The organism is Paenibacillus sp. FSL W7-1088 (assembly GCF_037969855.1).
GTDB lineage: Bacteria > Bacillota > Bacilli > Paenibacillales > Paenibacillaceae > Paenibacillus.
In genome coordinates this window covers 1,288,476-1,306,005 of the sequence record NZ_CP150216.1, presented here as the reverse complement: position 1 = coordinate 1,306,005, position 17,530 = coordinate 1,288,476, and the positions used below count along the sequence as shown (strand labels likewise).

The 17,530-nt window shown below is 47.0% G+C and carries 13 protein-coding genes; 3 read left to right on the top strand and 10 right to left on the bottom strand.

Translation table 11 applies throughout. From position 1 onward, the window contains the following. The first annotated feature begins 46 nt into the window (after positions 1–46). Both MKY42_RS05845 and MKY42_RS05840 read left to right on the top strand, forming a co-directional pair. Positions 47–1,768, top strand: a complete 1,722-nt coding sequence (locus MKY42_RS05845; protein WP_179265647.1) for an ABC transporter ATP-binding protein — start codon at positions 47–49, stop codon at positions 1,766–1,768. Then, positions 1,752–3,587 carry an ABC transporter ATP-binding protein gene (locus tag MKY42_RS05840; protein ID WP_339852742.1) on the top strand — a complete coding sequence of 612 codons (1,836 nt, stop codon included), beginning with the start codon at positions 1,752–1,754 and terminating at the stop codon, positions 3,585–3,587. The genes MKY42_RS05845 and MKY42_RS05840 overlap by 17 nt, the downstream gene beginning before the upstream one ends. Positions 3,588–3,686: 99 nt before the next feature. Here MKY42_RS05840 and lpxA read toward each other — a convergent pair whose 3' ends face one another. The 4 genes from lpxA to MKY42_RS05820 form a co-directional block, all read right to left on the bottom strand. After that, positions 3,687–4,463: an acyl-ACP--UDP-N-acetylglucosamine O-acyltransferase gene (gene lpxA, locus MKY42_RS05835; RefSeq protein WP_339849546.1), complete on the bottom strand. Its 777-nt coding sequence runs from the start codon at positions 4,461–4,463 to the stop codon at positions 3,687–3,689. Beyond that, complete coding sequence (lpxD, locus tag MKY42_RS05830; RefSeq protein WP_339849544.1) at positions 4,460–5,485, bottom strand: UDP-3-O-(3-hydroxymyristoyl)glucosamine N-acyltransferase; 1,026 nt, start codon at positions 5,483–5,485, stop codon at positions 4,460–4,462. The genes lpxA and lpxD overlap by 4 nt, the downstream gene beginning before the upstream one ends. 22 nt (positions 5,486–5,507) lie before the next feature. Beyond that, positions 5,508–6,338 (bottom strand): UDP-3-O-acyl-N-acetylglucosamine deacetylase, encoded by an 831-nt coding sequence (lpxC, locus tag MKY42_RS05825; protein ID WP_339849542.1) that lies wholly within the window; start codon positions 6,336–6,338, stop codon positions 5,508–5,510. Positions 6,339–6,704: 366 nt separating this feature from the next. Further along, the gene (locus MKY42_RS05820; RefSeq protein ID WP_244192667.1) at positions 6,705–8,261 is read right to left on the bottom strand and encodes an ATP-binding protein; all 1,557 of its coding nucleotides are present in this window, start codon (positions 8,259–8,261) and stop codon (positions 6,705–6,707) included. Between the two features lie 276 nt (positions 8,262–8,537). On the opposite strand from MKY42_RS05820, the gene MKY42_RS05815 reads away from it, so the two are divergent. Beyond that, positions 8,538–8,873 (top strand): hypothetical protein, encoded by a 336-nt coding sequence (locus MKY42_RS05815; protein WP_090893859.1) that lies wholly within the window; start codon positions 8,538–8,540, stop codon positions 8,871–8,873. Positions 8,874–8,936: 63 nt separating this feature from the next. Here the strand turns inward: MKY42_RS05815 and mglC are convergent, their stop codons facing one another. The 6 genes from mglC to MKY42_RS05785 all read right to left on the bottom strand — a co-directional run bounded on the left by mglC (position 8,937) and on the right by MKY42_RS05785 (position 17,379). Beyond that, positions 8,937–9,956 (bottom strand): galactose/methyl galactoside ABC transporter permease MglC, encoded by a 1,020-nt coding sequence (mglC, locus tag MKY42_RS05810; protein ID WP_179265651.1) that lies wholly within the window; start codon positions 9,954–9,956, stop codon positions 8,937–8,939. A 14-nt stretch (positions 9,957–9,970) separates the two neighbouring features. Continuing rightward, a complete protein-coding gene (locus tag MKY42_RS05805) occupies positions 9,971–11,476 on the bottom strand; it encodes a sugar ABC transporter ATP-binding protein (RefSeq protein WP_339849531.1) in 1,506 nt (501 codons plus the stop codon). Between the two features lie 73 nt (positions 11,477–11,549). Then, positions 11,550–12,611, bottom strand: coding sequence for a galactose ABC transporter substrate-binding protein (locus MKY42_RS05800; RefSeq protein ID WP_062320799.1), 1,062 nt, complete (start codon positions 12,609–12,611; stop codon positions 11,550–11,552). A 121-nt stretch (positions 12,612–12,732) separates the two neighbouring features. Further along, positions 12,733–13,959 (bottom strand): substrate-binding domain-containing protein, encoded by a 1,227-nt coding sequence (locus MKY42_RS05795; RefSeq protein ID WP_257031554.1) that lies wholly within the window; start codon positions 13,957–13,959, stop codon positions 12,733–12,735. Continuing rightward, the gene (locus MKY42_RS05790; protein ID WP_090893855.1) at positions 13,946–15,763 is read right to left on the bottom strand and encodes a sensor histidine kinase; all 1,818 of its coding nucleotides are present in this window, start codon (positions 15,761–15,763) and stop codon (positions 13,946–13,948) included. Before MKY42_RS05790 ends, MKY42_RS05795 begins: the two co-directional genes overlap by 14 nt. Next, a complete protein-coding gene (locus MKY42_RS05785) occupies positions 15,760–17,379 on the bottom strand; it encodes a response regulator (protein ID WP_179265652.1) in 1,620 nt (539 codons plus the stop codon). The genes MKY42_RS05790 and MKY42_RS05785 overlap by 4 nt, the downstream gene beginning before the upstream one ends. Positions 17,380–17,530 lie beyond the last annotated feature (151 nt).

Sequence of the window (17,530 nt, the reverse complement as noted above, 5' to 3'; positions counted from 1 at the left end):
TATTTGCAACAAGATTATTTCATAACGAATGAGGTGATTTTCCCCATTGTGGACGTTAAAACGATTTCTTACCCCGTATAAGTCAGCGGCCATTCTGGCTCCATTGCTCATGGTCCTTGAGGTTGCCATGGACCTACTTCAACCCAAGCTAATGTCCAGCATTGTGGATGATGGTGTTCTTGCAGGGAACCTGTCCCACATTATGACTACAGGTTTGTTTATGCTTCTTTTTGCGTTAATCGGATGGGTTGGCGGTGCAGGCTGTACGCTGTTTTCAAGCAAAGCGGCTGTTGGATACGGAACCGATCTGCGCCAGGAATTGTTTGATCATATTCAGAAGTTCTCGTTCCGTAATCTGGATACCTTCCAGGAAGGCTCGCTTATTACTCGCCTGACGAGTGATATCACCCAGATGCAGACCTTTGTACAGATGCTTCTGCGTATGTTTATCCGTTCGCCGATGCTGATTATCGGCAGTATTATTATGGCGTTTACGATCAGTGTCAAACTGGCGCTCATTCTCATTTTGTCCGTGCCGATTCTGTTTATCATCTTATATATCCTGATATCTGCCTCCTATCCACTTTTCGCCAGCGTTCAGAACAAACTCGACAAGGTGAACGCGGTTCTTCAGGAGAATCTGGCCGGCATTCGTGTCGTCAAAGCTTTTGCACGCGCACATCAGGAGAAGAAGCGTTTCCAGCAAGCCAATGAAGATTATACCCATACGGCAGTCAAAGCCTGGCGCATCGTATCGCTGAATGCACCGGTACTAAGCCTGATGCTGAATGCAACCATTGTAGCGGTGCTGTGGTTTGGGGGCTTTCAGGTAGTAGGAGGCGATATTGCCGCCGGGGACTTGATTGCTTTTATCAACTACGTAACGGTTGTCCTCTCGTCGCTCACTTCAATCGGCATGATGATGATGAGCTTCTCCCGCGCCAAAGTATCTGCAACACGCATCAATGAGGTGCTTCACACCCAGCCTGATATTCAATCGGGAGATGATATGTCTCGTAAAGGAGCAGGTCAGGTGGAATTCAGGGATGTCTATTTCCGCTATGATGGAGAACATACCCTCTCCGGAATTACACTGACGGCTCGGCCGGGAGAAAAAGTGGCCTTACTCGGCTCTACAGGATCAGGCAAAACCTCACTTGTACAGCTGATCCCCCGCTTGTATGATGCCTCACAGGGTGAAGTGCTCGTGAATGGAGTGAACGTGCGTAACTGGGATCTTCAGGATCTTCGCAGCCGTGTGTCCATCGTATTACAGGAATCCATCCTGTTCAGTGGCAGCATCCGGGATAATATCTGCTTCGGCAGACCTGATGCAACGGAAGCTGAACTACGTGCCGCAGCTCAAGCGGCGGCTGCTGATGATTTTATTATGAATCTGAAAGATGGATATGACACGGAGTTGGGCCAGCGCGGGGTCAATCTCTCAGGTGGGCAGAAACAACGGATTTCTATTGCCCGTGCCCTGCTCATGCAACCGGAGGTTTTGATTCTGGACGACAGCACCAGTGCCGTTGATCTGCGTACCGAAGCAAGCATTCAGAAGGCGCTGCATTCACTAATGAAAAATAGTACGACCTTCTTGATTGCACAACGGATCTCTTCTGTAAAGGATGCAGACTGTATTTACGTGCTTGATGAAGGAGAGATCGTGGCAAGTGGTACACATGAACATCTCATGGCCCATTCGTCACATTACCAATCCATCTATTATTCGCAGCTACGGAAGGAGGATGTTCAATTTGGCTAAAAACGCTTCTTCCTCCATTCATCAGACCGTTGTCCCACCGATGATCGGAAGACCTGGGCCACCCGGCCGAGGTCCGGTTCCCAAAGTAAGAGCCAAGAACGCCCGGCACGCCATCATTCGAGTGTGGTCATACATGGGACGTCATCGCAAAGGGGTTATCGCTGCTCTGGTATTGACGGCTCTTGGAACATTACTTAATCTGGCAGGACCTTATCTGCTCGGCCGTGCGGTCAACGAACATATCGTTCCCAAAATGACGGACGGTCTACTGAAAGACTGCATGTTATTATTGACCGTATACGTTCTCGGTTCGTTTATGATGTGGGCTCAATCCTATGTCATGATCGGTGTCTCTCAACTGACTGTGAAGGATTTGCGCCATGCTCTGTTTTCACGGCTGCAGCAGCTGCCGATCAGCTTTTTTGACAAAAATCAGAGCGGTGATCTGATGAGCCGGGCTACCAATGATATCGATAACGTGTCCACAACGCTGAACCAAAGTGTAACCCAACTGATGTCCAGCGCCATCTTGCTGGTTGGCTCCCTGTCGATTATGTTAGCGCTGGATGTCCGTCTGACACTGCTCAGTCTGGTCACGGTTCCCCTGATTACGATCGCCACTCGGCTGATCGCTTCAAGAACCCGCAAACATTTTACCGCCCAGCAAAAGTTGCTAGGTGAGCTTAATGGCTACGCCCAGGAAACCATTGCCGGACAAAAGGTGGTTGCAGCCTATAACCGTCAGGAGCAGGCACAAAAACATTTTCAAAATTTGAACGAAAAGCTTCGCACTTCCAGTACCCAGGCTCAAAGCGTATCGGGTCTGGTCGGGCCAACGATGAATGTCATGAACAATATCGGCTTTGCCATACTGTCAGCCGTAGGTGGATGGATGGCTTATCATGATCTGACGTCCATCGGGCTGATTGTAAGTTTCCTGGCTTACTCCCGCCAGATTGAGCGGCCCATCAATGATTTGGCGAACCAGTACAATCTGATTCAGGCAGCTATTGCAGGTGCCGAGCGTGTATTCCACATTATCGATACACCAAGTGAATACGTGGAAGAACAGAAGAAACAACTGGAGCAGATTCAGGGTAACGTTGTATTTGAGGATGTATCCTTTGGGTATAACTCCGAGAGGGACATTCTGAAAAAGGTCAGCTTCACCGCCAAGAAAGGCGAGATGGTTGCACTCGTCGGCCCGACGGGAGCGGGTAAAACAACGATCATTAACCTGCTGCCTCGTTTTTACGAGATTACGGGTGGACGAATTACCATTGATGGCTGTGACATCTCCGAACTGGAGAAGGACCAGCTAAGGCGCGAACTTGGCATTGTGTTACAGGATGCCTATTTGTTCTCCGGCACCATCCGTGACAATATTGCCTACGGCAAACCCGATGCAACGGACGAACAGATCCAGCAAGCAGCGAAGTTGGCAAATGCCCACTCCTTCATCCGCAAATTATCGCAGGGTTACGATACCCCGATCATTTCCGGTGGCAGCAATCTGAGTCAGGGACAGCGACAACTGTTAACCATTGCTCGTGCCATTCTCGCTGATCCTGCCATTCTTATTCTGGATGAAGCCACGAGCAGCATTGATACACGCACCGAAATGCAGATTCAGGAAGCGATGCGCACTTTGATGAAGGATCGTACCAGCTTCGTCATTGCCCATAGGTTAAGCACGATTCGTGAAGCCGATCAGATTCTCGTCATTGATGACGGCAAGATCGCCGAACGAGGCAGCCATGATGAGCTGATACAACAGCAAGGTTTCTACTATCAGTTGCATCAGGGACAGCTTACTTGATTTGGGTTCGTGTTGATTGACTGGTTAAAAACACAGAACCACAAACTAAAACGCCGCATGAGGTTCCGTTTTATTCCGGACCTTTGCGGCGTTTCCATTTTAACGCTTCATTCGTACAATTCCGCGTGTAGTTTTATTTAGAAAATTTAATGTGTGTTCTTTAAATTCAGAAGGAGGTAGGTTGTTTATTTCTTCAATAGATTGATCGAGAGTTAGCTTTTGGCGAAATAAAATGGTATTAATCTTTTTTATCGTGCTTATTTCTTCATTTGAGAATCCATTTCTTCTTAGACCAACGATATTAATACCATGTATGTACGAACGCGGACCATCTGCTAAAGAATATGGAACGATATCTTGTGAAACTTTACTCCCCGCTCCAATCATTGCAAACCTTCCGATGTTACATGATTGGTGTACACCAGAACCACAACCAAAAGTGATATGGTCTTCAATGTTAACATGTCCGCCAATTTGCACATTATTAACGATGACGTTGTGATCTCCCATCAATACATCATGTGCGATATGAGCATAATTCATAATAAAGTTGTTACTTCCTACTCTCGTGAAACAATCTCCTTTTGATGTGCCTTTACATATGGTGGCATACTCTCTCACGGTATTATTATCTCCAATAATGAGATACGATTCTTCGCCCTGGTAACTTTTATCTTGTGGATCTGAACCGATAATGGCACCATGTGAAATGTAGTTATTCTCCCCCAATATCGTGTTAGTCCCTATAATAACGTGACTTCCAATCCTACACCCGCTACCTATTTTAGAATTTTCTTCAATGATACTGAAAGGTCCCACTTCGACATTGTCCCCAATTACTGCTGTAGGATGAATAATAGCTGACTGATGTATCATTTAGCACCTTCCTTTGTTTTGGAAAGTTCATCAAGTTTTTCATTTAGTTTTTTTATCGTTTGGGGGAGTCTGGAAAGTGCAGCGGATTCTCGTAGTTGTCTCTTATGTGAACGAGCTGTATATCCTGACACCATTGAGTTCTCGGGCATGTTTTTAGTAACCATGGTTTTAGCTAAAACTACGCAGCCGTCTCCAATGGTGATATTATTAATTACCGCACTTCCACCAGCCAATATGACGCGATTACCAATTTTTGATGAGCCCCCAATTGCACTTGTACCTGCGATAATGCAGTGCTCACCAATTTGAACATTATGGCCAATTTGAATAAGGTTGTCCATTTTAGTTCCTTTACCAATGCTTGTTGAATCAATCGTTCCGCGATCAATAGTGGTGTTTGCACCAATTTCAACATCATCAAAAACAATGACATTTCCGATATGTGGTATTTTCACTTGTTTTTGACCATCCCATTCAAAACCAAAGCCGTCAGCGCCAATCACTGCGCCTGAGTGAATGATGACATTATCTCCGATGAAAGTATCATGTAGAACAGTAACATTAGGGTGGATCAAGCAATTCGTTCCAATGGTCACGTTTTTTCCAATAAATGAATGCGCGGAAATAATAGTATGATCCCCAATAGACACATCTTCTTTGATTACCGCGAATTCGTCGATCTGCACATTGTAGCCTAATGTTACCGAAGGCTCAATTGCTTCTGATGATACTACACCACTGCTTTTGGTTTTCTCACTAAACATTTCAATTAAGCGAATAAAATCGAGTCTGGGATTTTTCACCTTAATAACAGGTACTTTAAATTCTATTATTGTCGTTTCTGGCACAATGAAAGCTGAAGCATTACATTGATCTAATTTATTTAGATTTTTATCCGTTACAAAAGCAATTTCTCCCTCTTTAGCAGCATTAATTGAACCTACGCCTGTTATAACGACATTGCCATCACCTATTAGAATCCCATTTAACTGTTCAGAAATTTCATTTAAATTACATGGCATGATATGGCGGCCTCCTTTGTATTTAGATTAGATTATTTAATAATTCTTGTGCAAAAAGAGTGTTCAAATAATGAGACGTTCCTGATCCTATGATTCTTGCATGAAAAGGAGGATTCAAAGCTAAATCGCCAATAAGATCCAGCAGCTTGTGACGAGACAATTCATCATGAAAACGTAAATTGGGATAAATTTTCTTTTCACCAATAACTATGCCATGCTCTAAAGAAGCACCTTGTATTAAACCTTTGCTTTTTAAGTACATTATTTCTTCTTCAAAACAAAATGTCCTAGCTGGCGCAATATCAGTTAAGTAATTGTTTTCTATAAAATTAAAATTGGATGTTTGATCCGAGAGGTAGGCAATTTTATGTTCATTTTTAAAACACACGCAATAGGATGTCATAGAGGAGGGATGAGCTTCAAGAAAAGAATTACCGTGCTCAACTCTAATTTTTTGTTGTAAATGAAGGTACGTTTTTTTGACTTCTTGCTGCAGATAGCCAACTTCTGAAATCTTGACTGCAATATCGGTACAGCTGCCATCAAAAATAGGTAATTCTTCACCATTAACATCAATAATCACGTTATCGATGCCCATCCCACGAACAGCAGACAGTGTATGTTCAACCATAGATACGGTGTATCCATGCATGTTTTTAAGCTGTGTGCAGCGTTCCGTATTGGATACATTACCGATTTTAGCTTCAATAATTTCATATGGATCTACATCCACTCTTCTAAAAATAATACCTGTGTTTGGTTGTGCAGAATGCAGAGTTATATTTGACAATTTCCCACTATGTATAGCAATGCCGTCTAATGTAAAACGATTACGAATCGTTTTTTGGTACATTGCATCTCCTCCATTTTAATTGAATATTATTTTACTGAAATAATGCAACAGCCCACCCTGTTTATCGTGTAACTCAGCAAACAGCCTCGCCTCCTTTGACATAATTCTTCATCCGAATCCTATTTACATGTATTATATCGATTATGATTAGCTGATGTTGTCGATATTTGGAGGCTCGGCAAATTCACACGGATATGTAGCTGAGAATAAAATGATCCGCAAGTACGCTGAAAAAAAGCGTCACCGAAGAGCAGCATAACAAGAAACCTTAGCACGTTATCCGAGCTAAGGTTTCTAAACGAGCCATTTTTTATTTTCTTAACTGTCTACTTGACGGGATCAGTTCAGCGTTTTTGTTAGTTGGAATTATGCCCCCATAGGTAAATGAAGGGTAAATGTAGAGCCAATCCCCATTTCACTATGAACAGTAATTTTGCCATGATGATCCTGAGCAATTTTCTGACAGAGTGCCAGTCCAAGTCCTGTACCTTCTTCCTTGGTCGTATAGAACGGATTAAAGATCGTTGCCAGAGAGTTCTCTGGAATGCCGCTGCCCGTGTCGGTAATCGAAATAAGTGCTCTATCTCCATCATGTAACAGATCAATATGCACTTCACCAGGGTCTTCCATCGCTTCAAAAGCATTACGGATCAGGTTGATTAGAACCTGTACAATTTTGTCCCGATCCATGTTAACAACGACTGGCTCCCCAGTCATTTCAAGTGTAATTCGGTGGCCTCGTGATGCTGCATCTGACTCGGTTAACGACATGACACGTTCGAGACATTGCCCCACTCGTTCAGGTTTCATGTGATTTGTGTGTGGTTTGGAAAATTGTAAAAACTCAGCCGTTAGCTCTGTTACCCGCGTGATCTCCCCCATGATGACTTCATACCATGGTGCAATATTGAATGCCTGTCCGCGTGAGAGCTGCAGGAATCCGCGAATGGCAGTCAGCGGGTTACGAATTTCGTGAGCCATGCCAGCCGCCAGTTCACCAACGGCTCGGAGTCTTTCGGAACGGAAGACCTCCTCTTCGTTTTTCAACCATTTATTGCGTTGCTGTTGGAATAACCTGTCCTCCGCCACCGTAATAAAGTGCTGCAACGTCTCAGACATTCCCGGATATAAGGAAATACTGTAGTTCACCTGCAATCCCCGCAACTCCCCTGACAGCAGTGACGACATGCGTTCTTCAATGTCTTGTATAACAGGCAAAATGACGGCATAGCGATCTCCTGCATAGCGGGATATACCGTATGCATCCGAAAACTGTGTCGTAATAATTTCGCCTGTATTTCCGATTACGCTGCACCAGTTGTCTTCGACCTCTTTGTCAAACCCGTTAAAATTCTGAATATTCAGGATAATCAGTAGAAAGGATCTGTGCTCCTCCACCGTTTTATTAAGAGCATCTATGTAACCTTCGTAATTCAGCAACCCGGTGAGCGGGTCATGGAGGGTGAGAAAGTGATTTTTCTCCCGAAGCCTGCGCTTCTCTGCCTCGCTGTTAATCAGTGTATGATAAAAAAATATAATGACAATCGCCGTTAACATGTCAAACAGGGATACCAGCAAAGCATATGTATCCATCGGTACATAGGAAAGCCGAATCACTGTATATTCCAGCAATAGCAGCATCGATATGGGTAAAGTCTGCGCAACACGTTGTTTATTTTGGATCATCGACATGATCAGCAGATAATATAACAATTCGCACCAGTTCAGTTCACTGAAATAATGGAAAATGCCGAGAAAAATCCAATGGATGTTACGCAATGCAGGATAACGTTTCTCCCCATATATACTTGCTACAAGTAACACACCAGCACATATCATTAATGCGAGATGGGGAGTAAGCCCTAGAAAATAAGAGGACAGGATAACAAGCAGACATCCCAGCGGGAAAATAAGCATTTTCATCGTGTAACTCAGCAAACAGCCTCGCCCCCTATGACATAATACGCACATCCAGATCCTATTCACATGTATTATATCGATTATGTTTAGCTAATGTTGTCGATTAGTGGAGGCTCGTCAAATTCACATGAATGTATAAATTTATAATTAAAATAGGACAAACGGTTTATAGGAAAATGCATATTGCGAAACGATCTTACATATCACAATGGTCAGTACTGTGTTACAATACATTAATGGATTTATTTAGGATATTACCTTGGTTATGGAGTGATAAGCATGATACAACAAAGAAAACCTTTGGGCATAGGGACACTTTCTCTGCTGATACTTATTCTAGGATTTGCTTTTAATTATGGTTGGGGAGCAGAGAATTTCAGGTTTGGTTATTATCTGTTTGAGCTACTGAAATTGCCGATTTTTAGTAACGGTGACCAGGGACTCCACCTTCCCTTTGTGGCGACGGCAATCTTCTGGATACCTGCTGTAATTATGGCTAGCAAGTATCGGTCGCACTATGGTACACGGGTAGCTTTTAACGTAGCCGGGTTTATGCTGCTCCTCTGCATCGTTGGTCCCGTGGTTGATATTGTGGACAGGTTTGTAAATTCATAAAATAAAGAAGCCAGCACTCTTGTTATTCGAGAGTGCTGACTTCTTTGCTTTATTACTACACTTCTATTTTTTCGCCATATACTTGCGGATATCAAATGCCACCGCAGCCACAATAATCAACCCTTTAATAATCAGCTGCCAGTAAGGACTTACACCGATAAAGGTCAGACCATAGTTGATGACTCCAAAGATCAGCACCCCTGCCATAACACCAGGCACCGTTCCAATCCCACCCGCAGTCGAGACGCCCCCCACGACACAGGCCGCTATAGCATCCAACTCATACATGTTGCCGTAATTGTTCGTTGCCCCGCCCGTACGCGCGGCTTCCAGCACACCGCCCAGTCCATACAGTGCACCTGCAATGGCATACAACGCAACCAGGTTGCGTGCCACATGAATGCCGGACACATGCGCAGCCTGAATGTTGCCACCGATGGCATACATGTTCTTGCCAAGGCGGGTCTTGTTGAAGACGACCCAGCAGATCAGCGCAACCGCTATAGCAATCAATACGATATAAGGAATGGAATAGCCGCCGCCAAGATCGATGTAACCAGACCCAATAACGGTAAAATCGGGTCTCAGTCCACCAATGGGTTGTGACTGATTGGGCTCTGTATCAAAATAAATCGAGTTCAGACCATATACCGCAACCATTGTGCCCAGTGTGGCGATAAAGGGTGGCACATGTAATTTGGCTACAATGATGCCGTTGACGAGGCCAACCGCCAGGCCAGCAATGATCCCGATGACGATCGGCAATCCCACCCATAAGTGTGGCAGATCGGGAAAGAACCGATTAGCATATTCGTCGATTTGCAGCATCGATGCGGATACAACAGCCGTTAGACCCACGACCCGGCCTGCCGACAAATCGACCCCGCCCGTTACCAGGATAAACGCCGCACCCAGTGCAATGATGGCTCGTGTGGAGGACTGTTGTAATATATCCCGAAGTGTAGAGAAAGCAAGAAAGTGCGGATCGGCAATGGCAATGCCAATGACGAGCAGGATCAGCACAATAAAGATCGCGCGCTGCGCCACATACTGCTTCACCTGATTGATAACTTGTGTATTCATGTATTCCCTCCTGACTAAGCCATCCGCTGCTGTGCGGCCAGCCTCATGATATCCTGCTCTGTTGCCTCGGCACCGTCGACGATTCCGGTGAGCCGTCCTTCGCTCATGACCATAATTCGATCCGACATGCCCAGCAGTTCGGGCATCTCCGAGCTGATCATAATAATGCTTTTGCCCTGGCGAGCCAGTTCCGTAATAATGGTATAGATTTCAAATTTGGCACCTACATCAATCCCACGTGTCGGTTCATCGAGCAGTAGAATTTCAGGGTCAGTCAACAACCATCTGGCCAGAAGTACCTTCTGTTGATTACCACCAGAAAGGTTGCGAATCAGCGTGTTAACTGAAGGCGTTTTAGTTCTAAACTTCTGCGTTTGCTCGCGCGCCTCATCTCGGCCTTTCTTCTCATCCAGCAGACCGATCCGATTCCGGTAACGTCCGAGACTCGCGATAATCGTATTTTCATATACAGACAACACTGGAAAAATTCCTGTGACTCTTCGCTCTTCGGTCAGCAGGGCAATGTTATGACGCTTTGCTGCGGCAGGTGACTTGATCTTCACCTTGCGCCCATGAATCGAGATCGTCCCTGAAGCAAGTCCGCGCAAACCGAACAATGACTCGATCAATTCCGTCCGCTGTGCCCCAACAAGGCCGCCGATGCCAAGCACTTCGCCTTTCCTCAATTCAAACGTCACATCCCGGAACGAATTCGGCTGGCTGGAGGTTAAGCCTTCTGCCTTCAAAATCACTTCTCCAGGTATGTTCGTGCGTTCTGGGAACCGTTCATCCAAATCACGTCCAACCATGCGGGTAATGATCAGATCAGTCGTTAAATCGGCAGCATCCCAGGTACCGACCACAAAACCATCCCGCATAATCGTGACCTCATCCGAGATCGTCAGAATTTCCTCCATCTTGTGCGAAATGTAGATAATGGACACCCCGCGACTGCGAAGTTGATTAATAATGGCGAAGAGCTGGTCCACTTCCTTGCCCGTTAGCGAGGACGTTGGCTCATCCATCACGATGACTTTGGATTGAAAAGAGACCGCTTTGGCGATTTCCATCGACTGTATTTTGGAAACGGATAACGTTCCCGCCTGAGCCTTCGGATCAATGTCCAGATTCAAGTCCTTGAACAGAGCCAGTGTATCGGCATACATTCGTTTCTCATCCACCAGCAGCCCCCTCATCGGAAAGCGCCCCAGCCAGATGTTTTCCATCACCGGACGGTGTGGCACCGGGTTCAGCTCCTGATGAATCATCGATATGCCATGCTGAAGCGCCGCTTTCGAACTCGGAATGTCCACCTCATTGCCGTCCATCCGAATCGTCCCTTCATCCGGGCGGTACATACCGAATAGGCATTTCATTAGCGTGGATTTGCCAGCTCCGTTCTCTCCCATCAGCGCATGAACCGTACCCGGCTTTACCTTCAATGTGACCTGACTTAGTGCCTGCACACCCGGAAATGCTTTGGATATTCCGTCCATCTCCAGCAGGTAAGGTGATTCCATCTTTCATCCTCCCCTTCCTTAAACCCGGCAAAAAAGGACGCCATCTCATGACGGACGTCCCTGTTTGCTGCTGTTATTGGGCGTCGGCAATGTTGTCTTTCGTAATTTTTTTGTAGGCAATCCAGACGTATTTTCCATCCGTAATGTCATAACCGGTGTTTTCCTTCGTTGGCGTCTCACCCTTCGCGAGTACGGAAGCCAGTGCAACCGTTGCTGCGCCCTGGTTCTTGGCATCATTCAACACCGTGCCCAACATCGTGCCGTCCTGAAGGGCCTGAATAGCTGGAGCAGTTGCATCCACGCCGACAACAGGCATCGTTTTGCCGTCTTTGAAGTATCCGGCTGCTTTCAACGCTTCAATGGCTCCGAGTGCCATGTCATCATTGTTAGCCAGTACCGCTTCAATCTTGTCTCCATGGGAGGCAAGGAACGCCTGCATTTTCTCCTGGCCTTTGACCCGATCCCACATCGCCGTGTCTTCCGCAAGCGCTTCCACTTCAATTCCGGCATCCTGGATGGCCTGAACGGAATATTTGGTCCGCAGCTCAGCATCCTGGTGGCCCGGCTCGCCTTTCAGCATGACGTATTGCAGTTTGCCGTCCCCATTTTTATCTGCTTCCGGGTGGGCCTTCCAGTAGTCCACAATGAGCTGACCGGAGATCGTGCCGGACTCTTCCGCCTTGGCTCCAACGTAATACACTTTATCCCACTTGTTCATGTCTTCGGCAACCGGCTCACGGTTCAGGAAGACGACCGGAATGCTTGCGGCCTTGGCTTTATCGATGATGACACCTGCTGCGGTCCGGTCAACCGGATTCACGGCCATTGCGTTGTATTTCTTGGATACAAACAGATCGACTTTCTCATTCTGGGTCGGCTGTGCGTTCTGGCTATCCACGATATCGAGTGTGGCTTTGCCTTCTGCTGCTGCGGTCATTGCATTCCGCACACCCGTCATGAACGTGTCATCGAATTTATAGATCGCCACGCCAATCTTCGGCGTTTCCGTTCCTGCCGCCGCCTGACCTCCTGTATCTGTTCCTGTGCTGCCGCCTGCGCTGTCTCCACCACTGCTGCACCCCGCCGCCGCAACCATACACGCTGTAAGCAACAATGTCATCCACGTTTTCTTCATATCCTAATGACCTCCCCCAAGTTCATTCGGCTTTACCGATGTCTTTATTATGAAAGGGTTTACAATAAATTCGAATACAAGATCTTCCTCTGTTTTATCGAAATCTTCCTCAATTGAACCTTCATTGTACAAAAGGGAACAACAGCTTCTGATTATCCATCCAGAACATATTGTCCGTACTGACCAATTTCGTTTCAAGCGTCACCCTCGCTTGCACCTGTTGATTGTTCAACCGTGCAACAGCCTGATTCACACCAAGATAACCTGCACTGAATCCGTTTTGCACGATCAAATGCTGAATTCTGCCTTCCTGTAACTGCTCTAACTGCTGCTGTTCACTGCCAAAACCCACAATCTTCACCTTGTTCCCATTGTTCTCTGACGTACGTCGGTTCAGTTCATCCGCTGCGCCCAGAGAAGCAGATTCCTGAAGTGCAATCAATCCGTCCACCTGCTGCTGGTCAAGCAGCTGCTTCGCCACCTGCCAGCAAGCATCCCGGGTGCTGCATACGGATTGGGCCTCCACATGAATGTCCGGGTATTGAGCCAGTGATTCCTCTACCCCTAGCTCCCGGTTAATCAGAACAGGATTTACAGGATCAGGACCAAGCAGGGCTATACGTCCTCGTCCTCCCAGAAGCACAGCCATGGCCTGACCCGCCTCCCGTCCAGCCTCAACGTTATCCATCGAGATAACACTTGTTATGCCTTTTACAGGAAATTCATCATTCAACAAAATCACGGGGATAACCACTCCGTTGGCATTTTGAGTCTGTGCTTTCTGGATGATGTCGCTGAGTGCCTTCTCACTCAAAGGATCGATTAACAGGGCCGATGCTCCCTGTTCCAGTGCCAGGGATACTGCATCCACCTGGGCTTGTTCACGCTCGCTTAGTGGATAAGTCCCATCTTGCAAGTGCTCTTGCTTGACCTTTCCCTGTCCTGCTGTGAAGTCGGGAATAGATGGCGCGTAAGTTAACCCCTCTGAGGGAAAAGCCTCCACCGTAATGAGCTCCGCTCCCGCTTCTTTCGCAGCCGCTTCGGCCCCAAGACGTATCGCTTCTGCGAGTTCTCCGGTTCCCGCTGGCGTAATCAGTGCAATACGCGGCGGCGATCCCGCCGGATCAGTGGACATACCACACGCCATACATAACAACAGGCAGCAAATCGCTGCTATCATGCCCGTATAACGAAGAGTAAGGATTCTCGGCCGTATGAATTCCACGTGAGTGCAGATTTTCATTTTCATAACCAGATGATGCGCAATCCATTCCGTTCTATTTCTATGGATCTTATTCGACCTGTTGGTTCGCTTGGTGAACATGCTGTTCCCTTTATTGTTCATCATGAGCATCGTCCTCCTCTCGTTCCGATTGGATCGGAATCCGAATCCAGACGGTTGTGCCTTCTTCCAGCTCACTCTCGAATTCAAGACCGTAAGCTTCGCCATAATAAAGCTGAATCCGATCATGTACATTGCGTACAGCAACACCTGATCCTGCACCACTTTTCACGATAGGACTGCCCATTAGAAGTTTTGACATCTGCTCTTCTGTCATGCCGACCCCATTATCCGTAATCCGAAATACCAGCTTGTCGTCCTCCCGGTATACACGAATCTCAATACATCCCTCGTCCATATGATATTCAATGCCATGCACGATCGCATTTTCAATGAGTGGCTGAAGCACCAGCTTAAGTGTCAGGCAGTCCAGCGTATCCTCATCCGCAGTCATGCTAAAATTGAATTTGCGCTTGAACCGCATCTGTTGAATCGTCAGGTAATGGTGTGCGTGCTCCAGTTCTTCCCTGACCGTAATAATCGTTTTGCCCTGACTGAGACTGATGCGAAACAATCGGGATAACGAAGTGATCATCGTAATGACTTCCTCATTCCGACTCATGCCCACCATGCGCACGACCGAATTCAACGTGTTGTACAGGAAATGCGGATTGATCTGAGCCTGCAAAGCCTCCAGTTCGAGCCGACGCTTCTGTTCCTGTTCATGAATGATTTCACTCATTAAAGTACGGATTTTATAGACCATCAGGTTAAAACGACGGGATAAACGTTCCACTTCCAGCGGCCCTTCGATGGGTAGCTCCACGTTAAAATCCCCTCGCTCCACAGCCTTCATCTTTCGCTCCATCCGCCGGATCGGACGTGTCAGACTGGAAGAGAGGAACAGCGAGACGAGGATAACCAGTACCAGCACAACCAGCAGCACCCGAATCAGATATCCATTGACCTCCTGACGAGTTGTCATAATCTCATCCAGATAGGCCACACCAACGATTTTCCATCCGATATTGGCGACAGACTTGACCGTATTCAACCTTTTCTGCCCGTCCGCCTCATCTTCATAACTGCCGGTTGCAACCAGTGCCTGTTCGATATTTTCGCTTTTGAGCCCCATGTACATTAATTGCTGCTGCGGATGGTAGACAATATTGCCTGCACTTTCGTCGATAATGTAGACGTATCCCCGCTGTCCCAGACTGACCCGGCGGCTCAGTTCGTCCATTTGTTTGAAGTTGATATCCACCAGCAGAATGACCTGCCGATCCTGACCATTTTGGCGTACGGTAATGCCTTTACTCATGGAAACGACCCATTTGTATGGGCCTGTGTACATGTTCTGAATATGAGGCAGCGAGAAACTAAGATGATCCGGCACTCGGAGCGCAGATTGAAACCACCCTTGCTGTGTCACATGGGCACTCGGCTTTAATTCGGCTGAAGGTCGGTTCTTGAGCAAATGCCCAGTTGAATCCAGCAAAGTAATAGAGATGATATCTTCGCGGCTGCTAAGCAGCGTGTCGAGCTGTTTGTCTACCTGATCTCCTTCCCACGTGCCGTCCCGCAGCATATGTTCTTCAATGGCTCGATACAGATGCGACATGCTGCGGACATAATCCTCCAGATTGTAACTGACCTGATCCACGATCTGTCTCGTCGTCAGCTCCGCACTTCGTTCCGCGGCCTGCGTGAATTTGTCATGAAGCAGCATCGCCATGATGGTCAGCACCAATACAATGAAGACAGAGAAGGACCACGTAATAATAAAGCGGATACTGCTGACTCTTGATGAACGCAGCCTGGACCGCAGCTTGAGCCAAAGGGATCTTATCCATCCGGCAAACGTTCTCATCGACTTGTGCCTTCACTAGCTGTTAGAGCAGTCTGTTTGCGATATTCTTTGGGCGAGACGCCGATATGTTTTTTGAAGCAAAAACTGAAATAATTCGGTTCCGCGAAGCCTACCTGCCCTGCAATCTCAAACGACTTCATCTCTGTGGATCGAAGTAATTCCTTCGCCGCCTCCATCCGGATCTGCATCAGATATTGCAGGAAGGTAAGCTGTACTTCTTTTTTGAAAATGCCACAAAAATAACCCGAGCTGATATGCAGATGCCCGCATACTTTCTGAATGGACAGATCCGGATCGGCGAAGTGTTCTTTGGTAAACGACAATGCCTGTTCCACAATATCCTTGTATACATGCTGCCTTCCGCTGGCAATGCGATGTTGTACGAGCAGACAAACCTCACGCACCTTACCTTGTGCCTCAGACAACCCAGGCAAACGGAACAAATCGGCATACAACTGGAACCCTGCTCCAAATATATCCTCCATGGCCTCGCCCGATGCCTGAGCTGCCTTCCAAACGTTTGTTAAAACTTCAATCAGATACAGTTGAATGTCACTTCGCCCATGCTCCACCGTAATTTCCCGGAAAATGATCTCCAGTGCATCCTCCAGCTCCGCCTGCGTGCCCGCTTTCAGACAACGTGTCAGCGTTTGCTGCTTCAACTCGTCAAAACGCAGTTTGCCCGCCGTCTGCCGCTCCACATCTGCAATATAGATAAGCGAATCAGTCCCCGGTACAAGCCGATAATCCAGAGCCAGTAGTGCATCCTCATAGGCATGCTTTACACCTGCCAATGTGTTCACGATCGAGCCCGATCCAACAGTAGCAGGAATACGCAGATAGTGATTGATGCTGCGCATTACATTTTCCAGCGCTTGCTGCTGTCGTTTCTCTCCATCTTCTCCACCCCACTGATCTACATAGAGCAGCACAATCGTCTCCTGATGCATAAAAGCATGTCCGGCCCCATGTTCCGTCCATACCTCTGCGGCAATGTTCAGCGCAGCGAACTGCTTTAGCTCCGCATCCGCGGATTGTTCTCCATCCATATGCAGAGTCAATACGGATACACCATAGCGTTCACCATGCAGATCCAGTCCGCATTGCTTTGCTTTGCCATGGATATATTCCGGTGATTTCTGCCGATGCAGCAAAGTTGCCATCAGGTCCGCCTGTAACAAGGGCAGGCTTGTATAATAATGGTCGCGCAGCTGCTGTACATCCTCTCGTTCGGCCACATCCGCCGCCATTTGCGCACGCAATCTTGTAAGCAGTTCTGTCAGATGTCCCGCCGAGAAAGGCTTCAGTAAATATTCATCCACACTCAGCGAGACCGCTTGCCGGGCGTAGTCGAATTCATCGTATCCGGTCAAAATCACCACTTTCACAAGCGGATTGCGTTCCCGCAACCTTCGAGCAAGTTCAAGTCCATCCATAAATGGCATGCTGATATCCGTTACCACAATATCCGGCTCCACTCGTTCGGCCATCTCCAGTGCTTCACGTCCATTCTCCGCCAGACCCACTATGCGCAGATCGAGTGCTTCCCAATCTACCTCTACAACCAACCCTTCGCGTACATCCTCTTCATCATCCACCAGCAATACCCGGTACACGTCAGATTCCTCCTTTTATTTAAGGGGCCATAAGCCCAAGCAATAATGTATATGTCGATATGATTCAAGGTTGCCATCATAATATACAATATAAATTTAATTATGTAATCGCTTACTTTTAAGATGATAAGATTGATATAATAGGCGCTCA

Coding starts and splice junctions, on each gene's coding strand:
- MKY42_RS05840 (WP_339852742.1), top strand. CDS start 1,752: ATGTTCAATTTGGCTAAAAACGCTTCTTCCTCCATTCATCAGACCGTT.
- lpxA (WP_339849546.1), bottom strand. CDS start 4,463: ATGATACATCAGTCAGCTATTATTCATCCTACAGCAGTAATTGGGGAC.
- lpxD (WP_339849544.1), bottom strand. CDS start 5,485: ATGCCATGTAATTTAAATGAAATTTCTGAACAGTTAAATGGGATTCTA.
- lpxC (WP_339849542.1), bottom strand. CDS start 6,338: ATGTACCAAAAAACGATTCGTAATCGTTTTACATTAGACGGCATTGCT.
- MKY42_RS05820 (WP_244192667.1), bottom strand. CDS start 8,261: ATGAAAATGCTTATTTTCCCGCTGGGATGTCTGCTTGTTATCCTGTCC.
- MKY42_RS05815 (WP_090893859.1), top strand. CDS start 8,538: ATGATACAACAAAGAAAACCTTTGGGCATAGGGACACTTTCTCTGCTG.
- mglC (WP_179265651.1), bottom strand. CDS start 9,956: ATGAATACACAAGTTATCAATCAGGTGAAGCAGTATGTGGCGCAGCGC.
- MKY42_RS05805 (WP_339849531.1), bottom strand. CDS start 11,476: ATGGAATCACCTTACCTGCTGGAGATGGACGGAATATCCAAAGCATTT.
- MKY42_RS05800 (WP_062320799.1), bottom strand. CDS start 12,611: ATGAAGAAAACGTGGATGACATTGTTGCTTACAGCGTGTATGGTTGCG.
- MKY42_RS05795 (WP_257031554.1), bottom strand. CDS start 13,959: ATGATGAACAATAAAGGGAACAGCATGTTCACCAAGCGAACCAACAGG.
- MKY42_RS05790 (WP_090893855.1), bottom strand. CDS start 15,763: ATGAGAACGTTTGCCGGATGGATAAGATCCCTTTGGCTCAAGCTGCGG.